Raw genomic sequence first — 15,832 nt, 5'->3', positions numbered from 1 at the left:
GTGACCGACCTGAATCTGAGCCCCAAGAACCCCGCCCGCGCGCACGCCGACGCCCTGGTCCTCGCCGTCGCTGGCACCGACGACGGCGCCCGCATCCTCACCGCCGAGCCCATGCCGGCCAAGGCGGTCGCGGCGCTGGACACGCTGCTGCCTGCGCTCGGCGTCACCGGCAAGGCGGACGAGGTCGTGCGCGTGCCCGCCGGCGAGGACCTGGCGGCGACCGTCGTCGTGCTCACCGGCGTCGGCAAGGTGACGGACCGGCCCGGCCTCGAGGCGCTGCGCCGGGCGGCCGGGGCGGCGACCCGCAGCCTGGCTGGCACCGAGCACGCCGTCCTCGCGCTGCCCGCCGAGAACGCCGCCCAGGTGGGCGCCGTCGCCGAGGGCGCGCTGATGGGCGCCTACCGCTTCGACCACTACAAGACCAGCGACCCGGCCCCCGTGGCCCGCCTCGAGCTGGCCACCCCGGCCGCCAAGACCAAGGAGGCCCAGGCGGCGCTGGCCCGGGCCGTGGCCGTGGGCGACGGCGTGCGCGCCACCCGCGACCTGATCAACGCCTCCCCGCGGCACCTGTACCCCGAGACCTTCGCCGAGGCGGCGCGCGCGGCGGCCGCGGGCACCGACGTCACCGTGACCGTGCTCGACGAGCAGGAGCTGGTGGCCGGCGGATACGGCGGGATCCTCGCCGTCGGGATGGGATCCGCCCGCCCGCCGCGCCTCGTGAAGGTCGACTACGCCCCCGCCCGGGCGGCGGCGCACTACGCCCTGGTCGGCAAGGGCATCACGTTCGACTCCGGCGGCCTGTCGCTCAAGCCGGCCAAGAGCATGGAGACGATGAAGGACGACATGGCGGGCGCCGCCACCGTCCTGCACACCGTCCTGGCCGCCGCCGCGCTCGCCCTGCCCGTGCGGGTGACCGGCTGGCTCGCCCTCGCCGAGAACATGCCCGGCGGCGGCGCCCAGCGGCCCTCGGACGTCATCACCATGCTCGACGGCACCACCGTCGAGGTCCTCAACACCGACGCCGAGGGCCGCCTGGTCCTCGCCGACGCCCTCGTGGCCGCGCGCGAGGAGCGCCCTGACGCCATCGTCGACATCGCGACCCTCACCGGCGCCCAGGTCGCCGCGCTGGGCACCCGGATCGGCGCCGTCATGGGCACCGAGGACCTGCGCGGCGCCGTCGTCACGGCGGCCGAGGCGGTGGGCGAGGAGTTCTGGCCGATGCCGCTGCCCGAGGAGCTGCGCCCGTCGCTCAAGTCCTCGATCGCCGACATCGCCAACATGGGCGACCGGTTCGGCGGCATGCTCGTCGCGGGCCTGTTCCTCCAGGAGTTCGTCGGCGACACCCCATGGGCCCACCTCGACGTCGCCGGTCCCGCCTACAACGAGAAGGCGCCCTACGGCTACACGTCCAAGGGCGGCACCGGGATGGGCCTGCGGACCCTCCTGGGCCTGCTCGAGGCCGCCGCCGCCCGCTGACGGCGCGGCGGGTACGCCGCCGGCCCGGTTCGCCGAGCGTGCCCGGGCCACGCCCCGGCTCGGCGGCGCCGGTTCGCCGAGCGCGCCCGGGCCACCCGGCTGCTCAGCGGCGCCGGTTCGCCGAGCTCCACCGCCGCATGCTCGCGGGGTAGCCGGTGAGGTGGACGTCGTAGATGGGGATGCCCAGCTCGGCGGCGAGGGCGCGGGCGGACCGGACGTCGGGCACCCGCCGCCGCGTCCACTCCCCCGACCTGGCCACGAGCACCACGGTGTGCGGGTCGTGCGCGGTGGGCGGCTCGATGTACGCCTCCACGCCGATCCGGGTGGCGACGAACTCGTGAAAGTGCGCCATGGTCCGGGCGCGCGCCTCCCGACCCGCCGAGGGGTCCGGACGCCGGCGCCGCCGGGAGAACAACCGCATGGCCGCTCAGCCTACGAGCGAGACCTGGGGCACCGCTGGGAATCGCCCCACACCCCCGGCCCATTTGTGACCGGCCTGGCATGGAACGGTTCGTGCTTCCGGGGCGGGGGGTGGAACAATGACCGAGGCCCATGGCCCACGAGGGGTCTGCCTGGCTCGAAAGCGCTCAAGGAGAGGTACGTGGCAGAGACGCAGGAGTACGACATCGTCATCCTGGGAGCGGGAAGTGGTGGCTATGCGGCCGCCCTGCGCGGGGCGCAGCTGGGCCTGAAGGTGGCCCTGGTCGAGGGCGACAAGCTCGGCGGCACCTGCCTGCACCGCGGGTGCATCCCCACCAAGGCCCTGCTGCACTCGGCGGAGGTCGTCGACACCATCCGCGAGTCGAAGAACTTCGGCGTGCAGTCGACGTTCGACAGCATCGACATGTCCGGGGTCAACAGCTTCAAGGACGGCGTCGTCGCCCGCCTCTACAAGGGCCTGCAGGGCCTCGTGTCCTCGCGCAAGGTCGACCTCATCACCGGCTGGGGCCGGCTCGCGGCCCCCGACACCGTCGAGGTGGACGGCACCCGCTACCGCGGCAAGAACGTCATCCTGGCCTCGGGCTCGTACTCCAAGTCCCTGCCCGGCCTCGACCTCGGCGGCCGGGTCCTCACCTCCGAGCAGGCCCTCCAGCTCGACTTCGTGCCCAAGAGCGCGATCATCCTGGGCGGCGGGGTCATCGGCGTGGAGTTCGCCTCGGTGTGGAACTCCTTCGGCGCCGACGTGACGATCATCGAGGGCCTCCCCCACCTCGTGCCGAACGAGGACGAGGCGCTGTCGAAGGGCCTGGAGCGCGCCTTCCGCAAGCGCAAGATCGCCTTCCACACCAAGACGATGTTCGCCGGTGTCACGCAGAACGACGACGGCGTGGTCGTCACCACCCAGGACGGCAAGACCCTCGAGGCCGAGGTGCTCCTCGTCGCGGTCGGCCGCGGCCCGGCCACGGCCAACCTCGGCTACGAGGAGAACGGCATCCCGATGGAGCGCGGCTTCGTGCTCACCAACGAGCGCCTCCACACCGGCGTGGGCAACGTCTACGCCGTCGGCGACATCGTCCCCGGCCTGCAGCTCGCGCACCGCGGCTTCCAGCAGGGCATCTTCGTCGCCGAGGAGATCGCCGGGCTGAACCCGGCGCCGCTGGTGGAGACCGCCATCCCCCGCGTCACCTACTGCGAGCCGCAGGTCGGGTCGGTCGGCCTGACCGAGGCGCAGGCCAAGGACGCCTACGGCGCCGACGGCGTCGAGACGGTGGAGTACAACCTCGCCGGCAACGGCAAGAGCCAGATCCTCCAGACCGCCGGCTTCGTCAAGCTCGTCCGGCAGAAGGAGGGCCCGATCGTCGGCGTGCACCTGCTCGGTGCGCGGGTCGGCGAGCTGATCGGCGAGTCCCAGCTCATGGTGAGCTGGGAGGCCTACCCCGAGGACGTGGCCTCCCTCGTCCACGCCCACCCCACCCAGGACGAGGCGCTGGGCGAGGCCGCCCTTGCACTCGCCGGCAAGCCGCTGCACGCTCACAACTGACCCGATCGAAGGAGACCCCAGGACATGTCTGAGTCCGTGAAGATGCCCGCGCTGGGCGAGTCCGTCACCGAGGGCACCGTCACGCGGTGGCTCAAGGCGGTCGGCGAGTCGGTCGAGGTCGACGAGCCGCTGCTGGAGGTGTCCACCGACAAGGTGGACACCGAGGTGCCCTCGCCGGTCGCCGGCGTGGTCGAGAAGATCCTCGTGGAGGAGGACGAGACGGTCGAGGTCGGCGCCGAGCTGGCGATCATCGGCGACGGCTCCGGCGCCGGCGAAGCTGGCGGCGGAGAGCAGGGCGCGACGGTCACCTCCGGTGAGCCGGACACCGCCCCTTCCACCTCCACCGCCGCGCCGGCCTCCGAGGAGGTCGAGGCCGCCCAGCCCGCGGCCGCCGAGCCCAAGGAGCCCGAGGCGGCGAAGGCCGAGGCGACCGAGGCAGCCCCCTCCGGGGACGGCGGCGCGGCCTCCGGCGAGCCGGTGAAGATGCCCGCGCTGGGCGAGTCCGTCACCGAGGGCACCGTCACCCGCTGGCTCAAGGCCGAGGGTGACACCGTCGAGGTCGACGAACCGCTGCTGGAGGTGTCCACCGACAAGGTGGACACCGAGGTGCCCTCGCCGGTGGCCGGCACCGTGGTGAAGATCCTCGTCCAGGAGGACGAGACCGTCGAGGTCGGCACCGACCTGGCGATCGTCGGCCAGCCCGGTGCGGCGGCGCCCGCCGCGGAGGCTCCGAAGGCCGAGGAGAAGGCGGAGGCTCCGGCCGCACCGGCGGAGGCCCCCGCGCCCGCCCCGAAGGCCGAGGCTCCTGCCCCCGCCCCGAAGGCCGAGGCGCCGGCTGCGGCCCCCGCGGCGCCGAAGCCCGCCCCGCAGCCGCAGGCCCAGCCCGAGCCCACCCCGGCCGCGGCGGGCACCGCCTACATCACCCCGCTGGTGCGCAAGCTCGCCGCCGAGAAGGGCGTCGACCTCGCGACCGTCACCGGCACCGGCGTCGGCGGGCGCATCCGCAAGCAGGACGTGGAGGCGGCGGCGGAGAAGGCCGCGGCCGAGAAGGCCGCCGCCGCGCAGGCCACGCCCGCCGCGCCGACCGCCCCGGCCGCCCCGGCTCCGGTGGAGGTCTCCCCGTTGCGCGGCACGACCGAGAAGATGTCGCGCCTGCGCAAGGTCATCGCCAAGCGCATGCGCGAGTCGCTGGACACCTCCGCCCAGCTGACCTCGGTCGTCGAGGTCGACGTAACCCGGATCGCCGCCCTGCGCGCCCGTGCCAAGAACGCCTTCCAGGCGGCGGAGGGCACGAAGCTCACCTTCCTGCCCTTCTTCGTCAAGGCCGCGACCGAGGCGCTCAAGTCGCACCCGAAGCTCAACGCCACCATCGACGGCGAGCAGGTCGTCTACCACGGCGCCGAGCACATCGGCATCGCGGTCGACACCCCGCGCGGGCTGCTCGTCCCGGTCATCAAGGACGCCGGCGACCTCACCATCGGCGGCATCGCCAAGAAGATCAACGACCTCGCGGCCCGCACCCGCGACAGCAAGGTCACCCCGGACGAGCTGTCCGGCTCCACCTTCACGATCACGAACACCGGCTCGGCGGGCCTGCTCATGGACACGCCGATCATCAACCAGCCGGAGGTCGCGATCCTCGGGGTGGGCACGATCGTCAAGCGCCCGGCCGTGGTCAAGGACGCCGAGGGCAACGAGACCATCGGCATCCGGTCGATGATGTACCTCTCCCTCACCTACGACCACCGCCTGGTGGACGGCGCCGACGCCGGCCGGTACCTCACGGCCGTCAAGGCCCGCCTGGAGGAGGGCGCGTTCGAGGCCGAGCTCGGCCTCTGAGCCACACACCCCCGGAGCCCCGCACCCCACAGGTGCGGGGCTCCGCTCGTGCCCGCGACCTCAGCACCTGCCGACCTCTTCCACCCGCCACGGCGGGCCCAGCACGGTGAGGACGGCGCACCGGGGCGCCTGCGCGGGCACCTCGGAGCCGCCGCCGCCGGTCACCGGTACCGACCCGTCCGGCACGAGCGCGTAGCCGCCCTGGCGGGTGACCACCTGGACGTCGACCCGCACGCGCCCGGCACCGGCGCCGGCGCGCCCTCGCTCCTCCAGCGCCACCAGCGCGGTGCCCAGTCCCTCCACACGCACACCGGCGGCCCGCAACCGTGCCAGCAGGGCGGCGTCCTGCTGCGCGGCGGGCGACCCGGCGACCGTGAGCGCGGCGAGGGCGGCGCGATCCCCCGCCGCCAGGGCGCGGTCGCGCCGCTCGAGCAGCCCGGCGACGACCTGGCGCAGCTGCGTCTCGTCGGGGCCGCGGGACGCGTCGACGGCGCCGGCGTCGGTCCGCGCCCCGGTCCACCAGACGCCGCCCGCCACCGCGGCCAGCGCGGCGAGGGCCGCCACCATGACCCGCCCCCGGCGCCCGGCGGCATGACGCCGACGCGGCCGCCGCGGGGCGGTCAGCTGCGTGGGCACCTGGTGCGCGCCCGCCCGCAGCTGCGCCTGGGCGAGGTCGGCGTCGTCGGGCAGGCGCACGGACGCCGCCCGCGCCAGCGACGGTGCCCGGGCGGCCAGGTCACGGGCGCCGGGTCGCCGCGCGGGCTCCGCGGCGAGCGCTGGCGCCACCGCCGCGGCGACCGCGTCGTCGTCCCCGGCCACCCACAGCACCAGGCGCGCGAGGGCCCACACGTCCCCCGGTGCGCTCGGCGGCGCGCCGCCCGTCCGCTCGGGCGCGACGAAGCCCGCGGTTCCGCGCTCCACCACCCCCTCTCCGGCCAGGTCCACGAGCACGGGCACCCCGCCGGGGGCGAGGACGACGTTCGTCGGCGAGACGTCGCCGTGGATGAGGCCCCGTTCGTGCAGGTGCCCCAGCCCCGCCCCGAGCGCCGCGAGCAGCCCGGCCGCCTCGGCGACGGGCAGCGGCCCGCGTGCCGCCCGGACCGTGGCGAGCGTGGGGCCGGTGACGACCTCGGCGACCACCGCGCACCGGTCGGCGTCGAGCCCGACGACGTCGAGCACCCGGGCCAGGTGCGGGTGCCGTCCCTCCCGCAGCCGCCCGAGCCGGCGCAGCTGCGCCGCGCCGCGCGGCCCCGCCGGCAGCGGCAGCACCGACACCGCGACGGGCCGACCAGCCGCGTCGCGCCCGGACCACACCGCGCCGGTGGCGCCGAAGGCCAGCGGGGCCAGCAGGTCGTAGCCCGGCACGACCGGCGCCCGCGACGGGCCGGCGGGACGGCGGCGGAGGGTGCGCATGGCGCCAGCGAAGCACCGGCGGCGTTGGCGCCGCCGCCCCGGCCGCCGGACCTGTGGACAACGAGGTCCCGGGCGCGGGTCTAGCATCGACGGGTGCGATTCGAGCGGGTGCGACTGGGGTCCGAGCACGTCGACTACCACTGGGCCTGGGACCTGCAGCGGCGCGTCCACGCGGAGGTCGTCGCCGGGGAGCGCGAGGACACCGTGCTGCTGCTCGAGCACGCCGGCGTCTACACCGCCGGCAAGCGCACCGCATCCTGGGACCGGCCCACCGACGGCACGCCGGTCGTCGACGTCGACCGCGGCGGGCGCATCACCTGGCACGGCCCGGGCCAGCTGATCGCCTACCCCATCGTCCGGCTGCGCGAGCCGGTCGACGTCGTCGCCTACGTGCGGGCCCTCGAGCAGGCCGTGATCGACCTCGCGGCCGATTGCGACGTCGCCACCACCCGGGTGGCGGGCCGTTCGGGCGTCTGGGTCGCCGCCGACGCCCGGGGACGGGACCGCAAGCTGTGCGCGGTCGGGGTGCGGGTCGCCAAGGGCGTCACGATGCACGGCATCGCCATCAACGCCTGCCCCGACCTCAGCGCCTACGACCGGATCGTGCCGTGCGGGATCGACGACGCCGACGTGACCTCGCTGTCCGCCGAGACCGGCCGCACCATCACCCCGCTGGACATCGTCGACGCCACCGAGCACGAGCTGGCCCGGGCCCTGGGGGCCCGGACCCGCCCGGCCCGGCCGGCTGTCGCCGTCCGGCCCTGACCGGTCCGGCCCGCACCTGAACCGCCGGTGTGAGCCCCTGGCCAGGGACGTAGGATCGACCGGAACCGCCCCCGGGCAGCCGAACGAAGGACGAGGTAGCCGACCGTGACCATCGCACCAGAGGGCCGCCGCATGCTGCGGATCGAGGCGCGCAACGCCGAGACCCCCATCGAGCGCAAGCCCAGCTGGATCAAGACGAAGGCCGTCATGGGGCCGGAGTACAGCGAGCTCAAGCAGCTCGTGCACGGCAACGGGCTGCACACGGTGTGCGAGGAGGCCGGCTGCCCCAACATCTTCGAGTGCTGGGAGGACCGCGAGGCCACCTTCCTCATCGGCGGCTCGCAATGCACCCGTCGGTGCGACTTCTGCCAGATCGACACCGGCAAGCCCTCCGCGCTGGACCGCATGGAGCCGCGCAAGGTGGCCCTGTCGGTGCAGAAGATGGGCCTGAAGTACTCCACCATCACCGGCGTCGCCCGCGACGACCTTGCCGACGGCGGCGCCTGGCTCTACGCCGAGACCGTCCGCCAGATCCACGACCTCAACCCGGGCACCGGCGTCGAGCTGCTCATCCCCGACTTCGACGCCAAGCCGGACCAGCTCGCCGAGGTCTTCTCCTCCCGCCCGGAGGTCCTCGCGCACAACGTCGAGACGGTGCCGCGGATCTTCCGTCGCATCCGGCCGGGCTTCCGCTACGAGCGTTCGCTCAGCGTGCTGACCGCCGCGGCCGAGGACGGGTTCGTCACCAAGTCCAACCTCATGCTCGGCATGGGCGAGACCTTCGACGAGGTCGTCAGCGCGATGCAGCTGATCCGCGACGCCGGCTGCGACCTGCTGACGATCAACCAGTACCTGCGGCCCTCGGTGCGCCACCACCCGGTGGACCGCTGGGTCAAGCCGGAGGAGTTCGTCGAGCTCGCCGAGATCGGCGAGGAGATCGGCTTCCTCGGCGTCATGGCCGGCCCCATGGTCCGGTCGAGCTACCGCGCCGGCCGGCTGTGGGCCAAGGCGATGACCCGCAAGGGCCAGCCCATCCCCGCCGAGCTGGAGCACCTGACCGAGCCGCGCCCCTCCCGGCAGGAGGCCGCGTCGCTCGTCGCGTCCCGGCCGGAAGCGGTGTCCCTGGCCTGACGTGTCGGCGCTGCACGCCCTGGGCCGCTACCGGGACCTTCCCCGCCTGCTCGGCGCGCCCTTCCTCGTCGTCGGCTTCCTCGCCCGGCTGCCCGTGGCAATGGTCGTCCTCGGCGTGCTCACCCTGGTCACCAGCGCCACCGGGTCGGTCGGCGAGGCGGGGCTCGCCTCCGCCGCGCTGGCGGTGTCCACCGCCGTCGCCGGCCCGCTCGTCGGGCGGTGGACCGACCGGCGCGGCCAGCGGCTGCCGCTGCTGCTCCTGACCCCGGTCAACGCCGCGGCGCTGGTGGCCCTCGTGGTGGCGGCCCGGGCCGGCGCCGCCGCGGCGGGACTGTGCGCGCTCTGCGCGCTGGTCGGACTCACCAACGTGCCGGTCGGGTCCCTCGCGCGGGTGCGCTGGCTCGGCGCGACGAGCGAGCCCCGCGTGAGCGGCGCCGCGCTGAGCTACGAGTCCATGGCCGACGAGCTCAGCTTCGTCCTCGGTCCGGCGCTGGTGGGGGTGGCCGCCGCGGCCGGCAGCCCCGAGGCGCCGGTGCTGCTGGCCGCGGCGCTCGTGGCGATCTTCGTCACCGCCTTCGCCCTGCACCCTTCCGCCGGGGCCGCCGACCCGCGCATCCGGCCGCTGACCCCGGCCGCGGCCCCCGCCCTGCCGCGCGTGCTGCGCCGGGTAGGTCCCGCCGTCGCCGGCATGGCCTGCGTGGGGCTCTTCTTCGGCGCCAGCCAGACGGCGGTCACCGCCTTCGCAGCTGCCACCGGCGCACCGGGCCGGGCCGGGCTGATCTACGCCCTGATGGGCGTGGGCTCCGCCGCCATGGCCCTCGCCGTCGTCGCCCTGCCCGAGGGCGTGACCCTGCGGGCGCGGCTGGTGGTATGCGGCCTCGGCATGGCCGCGCTGTCGGCGGCCATGACCGCGGCCACGGCGCTCGGCGCCCTCGCCGGGCTCGTGCTGGCGGTCGGGTTGTTCGTGGGCCCGGCGCTGGTCACCCTGTTCACCGCCGCCGGGCGGCTCGCGCCGCCGGGCGCCACCGCGGTGGCGATGACCGCGCTGAGCTCGGCCAACGTCGTCGGTGTCGCCCTCGCGGCGGCGGTCGCGGGGCGCCTCGCCGACGCCGCCGGCCCGGACGCCGCGTTCGCCGTGGCGGCCGCCGCGTCCGCGGCCCTGGCGGTCCTCGCGCTGTCGCTGCGCACGCCGGCCCGGCACATCACTGCGGCGGACGGCTGAGACACGGCCGACGGCCGGTATCCTTGGGCATCATGGCCCGTAAGAGCACGCGCGACGTCGAGGGTTCCTCCGCCGCACCCCAGGAGAAGAAGCGGCGCTGGTATCACAACATCGCCGACGCGTACCGGATGACCCGGCAGGTCAACCCCAACATCACCTGGCTCCTCGTCGGGGTCTTCGTGGTGGTCATGGGTGTGGCGCTGGTGGTCGGGTTCGCCTGGGGCCACCCGTGGTACATGGGCTTCTTCGGCCTGCTCCTCGGGTCGATGGCGATGATGATCCTCCTGGCCCAGCAGACCCGGAAGGCCGGCTACTCCCAGATCGACGGCCAGCCCGGCGCGGCCGGCGCGGCGCTCGGGCAGATCCGCCGCGGCTGGAACATCGAGGAACAGCCGGTCGCGATGAACCCGCGCACCCAGGACCTCGTCTTCCGCATGGTGGGCCGGCCCGGCATCGTCCTGGTCTCCGAGGGGCCGAGCCACCGCGTCAAGCGCCTGCTCGAGGACGAGCGCCGCAAGGTCACCCGCGTGGCGCCGAACGTGCCGGTGCACCTCGTCGAGTACGGCAACGACGAGGGCCAGGTCCCCCTCGCCAAGCTCGTCCGGCACGTCCAGCGGCTCAAGGGAACGCTGACCCCGGCCGAGGTCGCCGCCGTCGCCAAGCGCCTGCAGGCCCTCGGCGCGGCCCGGATGCCGATCCCCAAGGGCGTGGACCCCATGAAGGCCCGGCCCGACCGCAAGGGCATGCGCGGGCGCTGACCCCCAGCACCAGGAACGACGCCCGGCACTGCGCGCGCAGTGCCGGGCGTCGGCGTCGTAGCGGCCCGGCCCGCGGTGAGTGCGGCTCGCGGTCCGGGGCCGCCGGACGCGGGCCGGTCGGCCGAGTGACGGGATCAGCGCACCCGAGTGACGACCGTGCCGGCGGCGATGTCGTGCAGGCCCCGGCCGTCGGCGCCCCACACGACGGCCGGGATGACCAGGCAGAGCAGGACCGTGCGGATGAGCGCGCGCCGGGGCCCGGGCAGGCCGCCGTCGAGCCGTCGCACCGCCAGCCCGGCCGCCACGTGCCCGATCGTCGCGCCCAGGGTGCTGAGCATGAGCCACGTCATGAGGGCGAAGATGCCGAGGGTGGCGAGGGGGTCGTTGCCGAGGAACCCGGCGCTGATCGCCGTCGCGATCGCCCAGTCCACGGCGAGGCCGATGATCCGGCGCCCCAGGCCGGCCACGGTGGGGGAAGCGGTTCTTGCGTCGGACACCAGACGAGCCTACCCAGCGCGCGGCACCGCCCCCGCCGGTGGCGGCCTCCGCCCGCGGGCGCACGCCTGCCCACGACCCGGCCACCGCGGTCCGCCCGCCGGGACGCCGCGTAACATCCCTGACACATTCGGGTGACACAGCAGAAACCGGCCGCCACTAGGTTCGAAGGCGGTTCCCATCCGGGTCACGAGAGTCCACGAGCCAAGGAGCATCGGATGTTTTCCAGCGCCGAGGAGGCCATCGCCTTCACCAAGGAGCAAGGCGTCAAATTCGTCGACGTCCGCTTCTGCGATCTGCCGGGCGTCATGCAGCACTTCAACATCCCGGTGGAGGCTTTCAACGAGGATGCCTTCACGGAAGGTCTGATGTTCGACGGGTCCTCCATCCGGGGCTTCCAGGCGATCCACGAGTCCGACATGAAGCTGGTGCCGGACGTCACCACCGCGTTCGTCGACCCGTTCCGCAAGCAGAAGACGCTCGTGGTCAACTTCTCCATCGTCGACCCGTTCACCGACGAGGCGTATTCGCGCGACCCCCGCAATATCGCCACCAAGGCCGAGGCCTACCTCAAGAGCACCGGCATCGCCGACACCGTCTACTTCGGCGCCGAGGCGGAGTTCTACATCTTCGACGCCGTGCGCTACGAGACCAACCAGCACTCGAGCTACTACTACCTCGACTCCAACGAGGCGGCCTGGAACACCGGCCGCGAGGAGGGCCCGAACCTCGGGTACAAGACCCGGTACAAGGGCGGCTACTTCCCCGTCTCCCCCAACGACCAGATGGCCGATCTGCGCGACCAGATGGTCACCTGCCTGCAGGAGGTCGGGCTCGACGTCGAGCGCGCGCACCACGAGGTGGGCACCGCCGGGCAGATGGAGATCAACTACCGGTTCGACACGCTGCGCGCGGCCGCCGACGACGTGATGAAGTTCAAGTACATCATCAAGAACGTCGCCTGGGAGGCCGGCAAGTCCGCCACCTTCATGCCCAAGCCGCTCTTTGGGGACAACGGCTCGGGCATGCACTCCCACCAGTCGTTGTGGAAGGACGGCAAGCCGCTGTTCTTCGACGAGCGCGGCTACGGCGGCCTGTCCGACATGGCCCGCTGGTACATCGGCGGCCTGCTGCACCACGCGCCGTCCCTGCTCGCCTTCACCAACCCGACCGTGAACTCCTACCACCGCCTGGTGCCCGGCTTCGAGGCCCCGGTCAACCTCGTGTACTCGGCGCGCAACCGCTCCGCGTGCATCCGGATCCCGGTCACCGGCACCTCCCCCAAGGCCAAGCGCATCGAGTTCCGGGTGCCGGACCCCTCGTCCAACCCCTACCTCGCGTTCTCGGCGATGCTCATGGCCGGGCTCGACGGCGTCCGCAACCGGATCGAGCCGCCCGAGCCGATCGACAAGGACCTCTACGAGCTGCCCCCCGAGGAGCACGCCAAGATCGCCCAGGTGCCGGACTCGCTGCCCGGCGTGCTCGAGGCCCTCGAGGCCGACCACGACTACCTCACCGAGGGCGACGTGTTCACCCCCGACCTCATCGAGACCTGGATCGACTACAAGCGCACGAACGAGATCGACCCGCTGCGCCTGCGTCCGCACCCGCACGAGTTCGAGATGTACTACGACCTGTGACCGGCACGGCCCAGGGCTGCGGCCCTGAGGCCTGACCCGCACGGCCGGCACCCCCCTCGCCCCCGTGGCGGCGGGGGTGCCGTCGTGGGTGCTCCGCCCACCCCGGCGGCGTCCGGGCTCAGGCCTCGGGGATCTCGAGCCCGAAGTTCTCCCGGGTGATGTGCTCCGGCTCCGGGCCGCCGCGCACGCCGGTGTCGAGCGCGTCGATCGCGCCGAGCTGGTCGGTCGTGAGCGCGAAGTCGAAGACGTCGAAGTTCTCCGCGATGCGCGACGGCGTGACGGACTTCGGGATGGCCTGGCGGCCCTGCTGCAGGTGCCAGCGCAGCATCACCTGGCCGGCGTCTTGCCGTGCGCCGCGGCGATCTCGCCGATCACCGGATCCTGCAGCGTGCTGCCCTGCGAGCCGTCGCGGTAGAAGGTGATCCCGCCGATCGGGAACCAGGCCTGGTTGAGGATGCCGCGGTCGTCGTCGTAGGCGAGCAGCTCGGACTGCCGGAAGTAGGGGTGTACCTCGATCTGGTTGACCGCCGGCACGACCTCCGTCTCCGCGAGCAGGCGATCGAGGTGGCGCGGCATGAAGTTCGAGACGCCGATGGCGCGGACGGCGCCGTCGGCCAGCAGCTTCTCCAGGGCGCGGTAGGCGTCGATGGTCCGCTCGAACTCCCCCGGCAGCGCCTGGTGCAGGATGAGCAGGTCGATCCGGTCGACACCGAGCTTGCCGGCGCTCTTGTCGAAGGCGTGCAGGGTGGGTTCGTACCCGTAGTCGGTGATCCAGACCTTGGTCTCGATGAAGACGTCGTCCCGGCCGAGCCCGGAGCGCCGGATCGCCTCGCCGACCTCGCGCTCGTTGCCGTAGGCGGCGGCGGTGTCCACGTGACGGTAGCCGGTCTCCAGCGCCGCGCCGACCGCGGCGACCGTCTCCTCCGGCGGGGTCTGGAAGACGCCGAACCCGAGGGCGGGCATGGCCAGGCCGGTGTTGAGCGTGAGCGTGGGAGTGCTCATGGGCGTCCACGCTAGGCGCGCCCCCGCCGCGGCGCGCGCTCGCCCCGAGCGTCACCGGGTCCGAGCGCCGCCGGTGCGTGAGGTCCGCGCCACATCCGTCGCGCGACATCCTGCCTGGGGCGTGATGTGCCTGAGTCCACACCGCCCCGTGCATAGTCATGCATGGATACGGATATACGATGGCACCGTTCGTTTACGTGAGCCGTCCTCGGAGAGTCTGTCATGCGTCGCTTGCCCGTCCTTGCCACCTCCGCCCTCGCGGGCGCCCTCAGCCTCACGGCATGCACCAACGCCGTCTCGGAGGGTGCCGGCGGCAACGGCGGCACGAGCGACGCGAGCGCCGCCGCGCCCAGCTACGACGTCTCGACGATCGGCAAGGTCGACGACATCGCGGCCAAGCTGCCCGCCGACTTCGACGGCACGCTGACCGTCGGGGCCAACCTCCAGTACGCGCCGGCGGAGTTCTTCGGCGGTGCCGACGGCCAGACCCCCACCGGCTACGACGTCGATCTGGCCAACGCGCTCGGCCGGGTGCTCGGGGCGAAGGTCGAGGTCGCGCACGCCGAGTTCGCCTCGATCATCCCCGGCATCGGCACCCAGTACGACGCCGGCATCTCGTCCTTCTCCATCAACCCCGAGCGGGTGGCGGAGGTCGACATGATCTCCTACATCTCCGCCGGCTCGACCTACTCGGTCCAGGCGGGCAACCCGAAGGGCCTGGACGCGGCGGACCTGTGCGGCACCACCATGGGCGTGCAGACCGGCACCGTCCAGGACGAGGTCGTCGACCGGCTCTCGGCGGACTGCCAGGCCAAGGGCGCCGAGCCGATCGAGGTGCTGCGCTACACCTCCCAGGCGGACGTCACGACGAATCTCGTCGGCGGCAAGATCGACGTCATGTACGCCGACTCCCAGGTCGGCCAGTACGCCGAGGTGCAGACCCAGGGCAAGGTCGAGCAGCTCGGCGAGGTCACCGACACCGCCCCGCAGGGCATCGTCGTGGCCAAGGACGACCCCGAGCTCACCGCCGCCCTGCAGGCCGCGATGCAGCACCTCATGGACGAGGGTGTCTGGCAGGACATCCTCGCCACGTGGGGCGTCTCCGGCGCGCTCGACAGCGCTGAGCTCAACCCGACGGTCTGATGTCCCACTCCCCCCGTCGCACGGACGTGCCCAAGCTCATCCGCGCCCACCCGGTGCGCCGGCCCGGGCGGCTCGTCTCCGCCGTCGTCGCCGCCGTGCTCGCGGCGATGGCCGTCAACGCCCTGGTCACCAACCCCAACTTCCGGTGGGACCTGGTCTGGCTGTACGCCCGCGACGTCACGGTGATCAAGGGCGTGGGGTGGACGCTGCTGCTGACAGCGGCGTCCATGGCCATCGCCGTCGTGCTGGCCCTGGCCCTGGCCATCATGCGCCGCTCGGACAACCCGGTCATGCGGGCGGTGGCGTGGTTCTACATCTGGTTCTTCCGCGGCACCCCGATCTACACCCAGCTGACCTTCTGGGGGCTGCTGGCCGTCCTCTACCCGCGGCTCAGCCTGGGCGTGCCGTTCGGGCCGGAGTTCGTCGTCTTCTCCACGAACGACGTGTTCAACGCCGCGTGGGCGGCCATCATCGGCCTGGCCCTCAACGAGGCCGCCTACCTCGCGGAGATCTTCCGCTCCGGCCTGGCCAGCGTGGACGCCGGGCAGGGCGAGGCGGCGCGGGCGCTGGGCATGAAGGAGTCGACCATCCTGCGCCGCATCGTCATCCCGCAGGCCATGCGCGTCATCGTCCCGCCCACGGGCAACGAGACGATCTCCATGCTCAAGACCACCTCCCTGGTGCTGGCCGTGCCCTTCACGCTCGACCTCACCTTCGTGACCAACTCCGTGGGCAACCGGCTGTTCCTGCCCATCCCGCTGCTCATGGTCGCCGCGATCTGGTACCTGCTCATCACCTCGGTGCTCATGGTCGGCCAGCACTACCTCGAGCGGTACTACGGGCGCGGGTTCGCCGGCGCCGGCCCCGCGCCGCGGGGCGGGAAGGGCCTGGGCAAGAAGCAGCAGGCCATCCTCGCGGCCGGCACCACGAAGGACGACCCGTTCCTGGAGAACACCCCATGACCGAC

The 15,832-nt window shown here is 73.3% G+C and carries 13 protein-coding genes and 1 pseudogene; 10 read left to right on the top strand and 4 right to left on the bottom strand.

What is annotated here, in order from left to right; translation table 11 throughout:
• A complete protein-coding gene (locus GD880_RS07580) occupies nt 1–1,476 on the top strand; it encodes a leucyl aminopeptidase (RefSeq protein ID WP_152231009.1) in 1,476 nt (491 codons plus the stop codon).
• Nucleotides 1,477–1,579: 103 nt separating this feature from the next.
• Here GD880_RS07580 and GD880_RS07575 read toward each other — a convergent pair whose 3' ends face one another.
• Nucleotides 1,580–1,828 (bottom strand): oxidoreductase, encoded by a 249-nt coding sequence (locus tag GD880_RS07575; RefSeq protein WP_319593255.1) that lies wholly within the window; start codon nt 1,826–1,828, stop codon nt 1,580–1,582.
• A 249-nt stretch (nt 1,829–2,077) separates the two neighbouring features.
• On the opposite strand from GD880_RS07575, the gene lpdA reads away from it, so the two are divergent.
• Together lpdA and sucB are read left to right on the top strand one after the other, a co-directional pair.
• Nucleotides 2,078–3,457 (top strand): dihydrolipoyl dehydrogenase, encoded by a 1,380-nt coding sequence (gene lpdA, locus GD880_RS07570; protein WP_152231007.1) that lies wholly within the window; start codon nt 2,078–2,080, stop codon nt 3,455–3,457.
• Between the two features lie 24 nt (nt 3,458–3,481).
• Nucleotides 3,482–5,296, top strand: a complete 1,815-nt coding sequence (gene sucB, locus GD880_RS07565) for a 2-oxoglutarate dehydrogenase, E2 component, dihydrolipoamide succinyltransferase (protein WP_152231006.1) — start codon at nt 3,482–3,484, stop codon at nt 5,294–5,296.
• 60 nt (nt 5,297–5,356) lie between these two features.
• Here sucB and GD880_RS07560 read toward each other — a convergent pair whose 3' ends face one another.
• Complete coding sequence (locus GD880_RS07560) at nt 5,357–6,709, bottom strand: protein kinase domain-containing protein (RefSeq protein ID WP_193314402.1); 1,353 nt, start codon at nt 6,707–6,709, stop codon at nt 5,357–5,359.
• Nucleotides 6,710–6,802: 93 nt separating this feature from the next.
• On the opposite strand from GD880_RS07560, the gene lipB reads away from it, so the two are divergent.
• From lipB to GD880_RS07540, 4 genes are all read left to right on the top strand, one after another.
• Complete coding sequence (gene lipB / locus GD880_RS07555; RefSeq protein ID WP_152231004.1) at nt 6,803–7,474, top strand: lipoyl(octanoyl) transferase LipB; 672 nt, start codon at nt 6,803–6,805, stop codon at nt 7,472–7,474.
• A gap of 105 nt (nt 7,475–7,579) precedes the next feature.
• Nucleotides 7,580–8,605, top strand: coding sequence for a lipoyl synthase (lipA, locus tag GD880_RS07550; protein ID WP_152231003.1), 1,026 nt, complete (start codon nt 7,580–7,582; stop codon nt 8,603–8,605).
• 1 nt (nt 8,606) lies between these two features.
• The gene (locus GD880_RS07545) at nt 8,607–9,827 is read left to right on the top strand and encodes an MFS transporter (RefSeq protein WP_152231002.1); all 1,221 of its coding nucleotides are present in this window, start codon (nt 8,607–8,609) and stop codon (nt 9,825–9,827) included.
• A 32-nt stretch (nt 9,828–9,859) separates the two neighbouring features.
• Nucleotides 9,860–10,585: a DUF4191 domain-containing protein gene (locus tag GD880_RS07540; protein ID WP_152231001.1), complete on the top strand. Its 726-nt coding sequence runs from the start codon at nt 9,860–9,862 to the stop codon at nt 10,583–10,585.
• 134 nt (nt 10,586–10,719) lie between these two features.
• On the opposite strand, the gene GD880_RS07535 is transcribed toward GD880_RS07540, so the two are convergent.
• Nucleotides 10,720–11,082, bottom strand: a complete 363-nt coding sequence (locus tag GD880_RS07535; protein WP_152231000.1) for an RDD family protein — start codon at nt 11,080–11,082, stop codon at nt 10,720–10,722.
• A gap of 216 nt (nt 11,083–11,298) precedes the next feature.
• On the opposite strand from GD880_RS07535, the gene glnA reads away from it, so the two are divergent.
• Nucleotides 11,299–12,720 (top strand): type I glutamate--ammonia ligase, encoded by a 1,422-nt coding sequence (gene glnA, locus GD880_RS07530; protein ID WP_152230999.1) that lies wholly within the window; start codon nt 11,299–11,301, stop codon nt 12,718–12,720.
• 118 nt (nt 12,721–12,838) lie between these two features.
• Here glnA and GD880_RS07525 read toward each other — a convergent pair.
• A pseudogene (locus GD880_RS07525) lies at nt 12,839–13,722 on the bottom strand (aldo/keto reductase).
• A gap of 222 nt (nt 13,723–13,944) precedes the next feature.
• Between GD880_RS07525 and GD880_RS07520 the strand changes: the two are divergent.
• Both GD880_RS07520 and GD880_RS07515 read left to right on the top strand, forming a co-directional pair.
• A complete protein-coding gene (locus tag GD880_RS07520) occupies nt 13,945–14,865 on the top strand; it encodes an ABC transporter substrate-binding protein (RefSeq protein ID WP_152230998.1) in 921 nt (306 codons plus the stop codon).
• Nucleotides 14,865–15,827, top strand: coding sequence for an amino acid ABC transporter permease (locus GD880_RS07515; protein ID WP_152230997.1), 963 nt, complete (start codon nt 14,865–14,867; stop codon nt 15,825–15,827). Before GD880_RS07520 ends, GD880_RS07515 begins: the two co-directional genes overlap by 1 nt.
• The last annotated feature ends 5 nt before the right edge of the window (nt 15,828–15,832 follow it).

The sequence above is a fragment of the Georgenia ruanii genome, assembly GCF_009193175.1.
In the GTDB taxonomy this organism is placed as follows: Bacteria; Actinomycetota; Actinomycetes; order Actinomycetales; family Actinomycetaceae; genus Georgenia; species Georgenia ruanii.
Note: the sequence above shows the minus strand (reverse complement) of the source record. Positions and strands in the feature narration are given on the sequence as shown.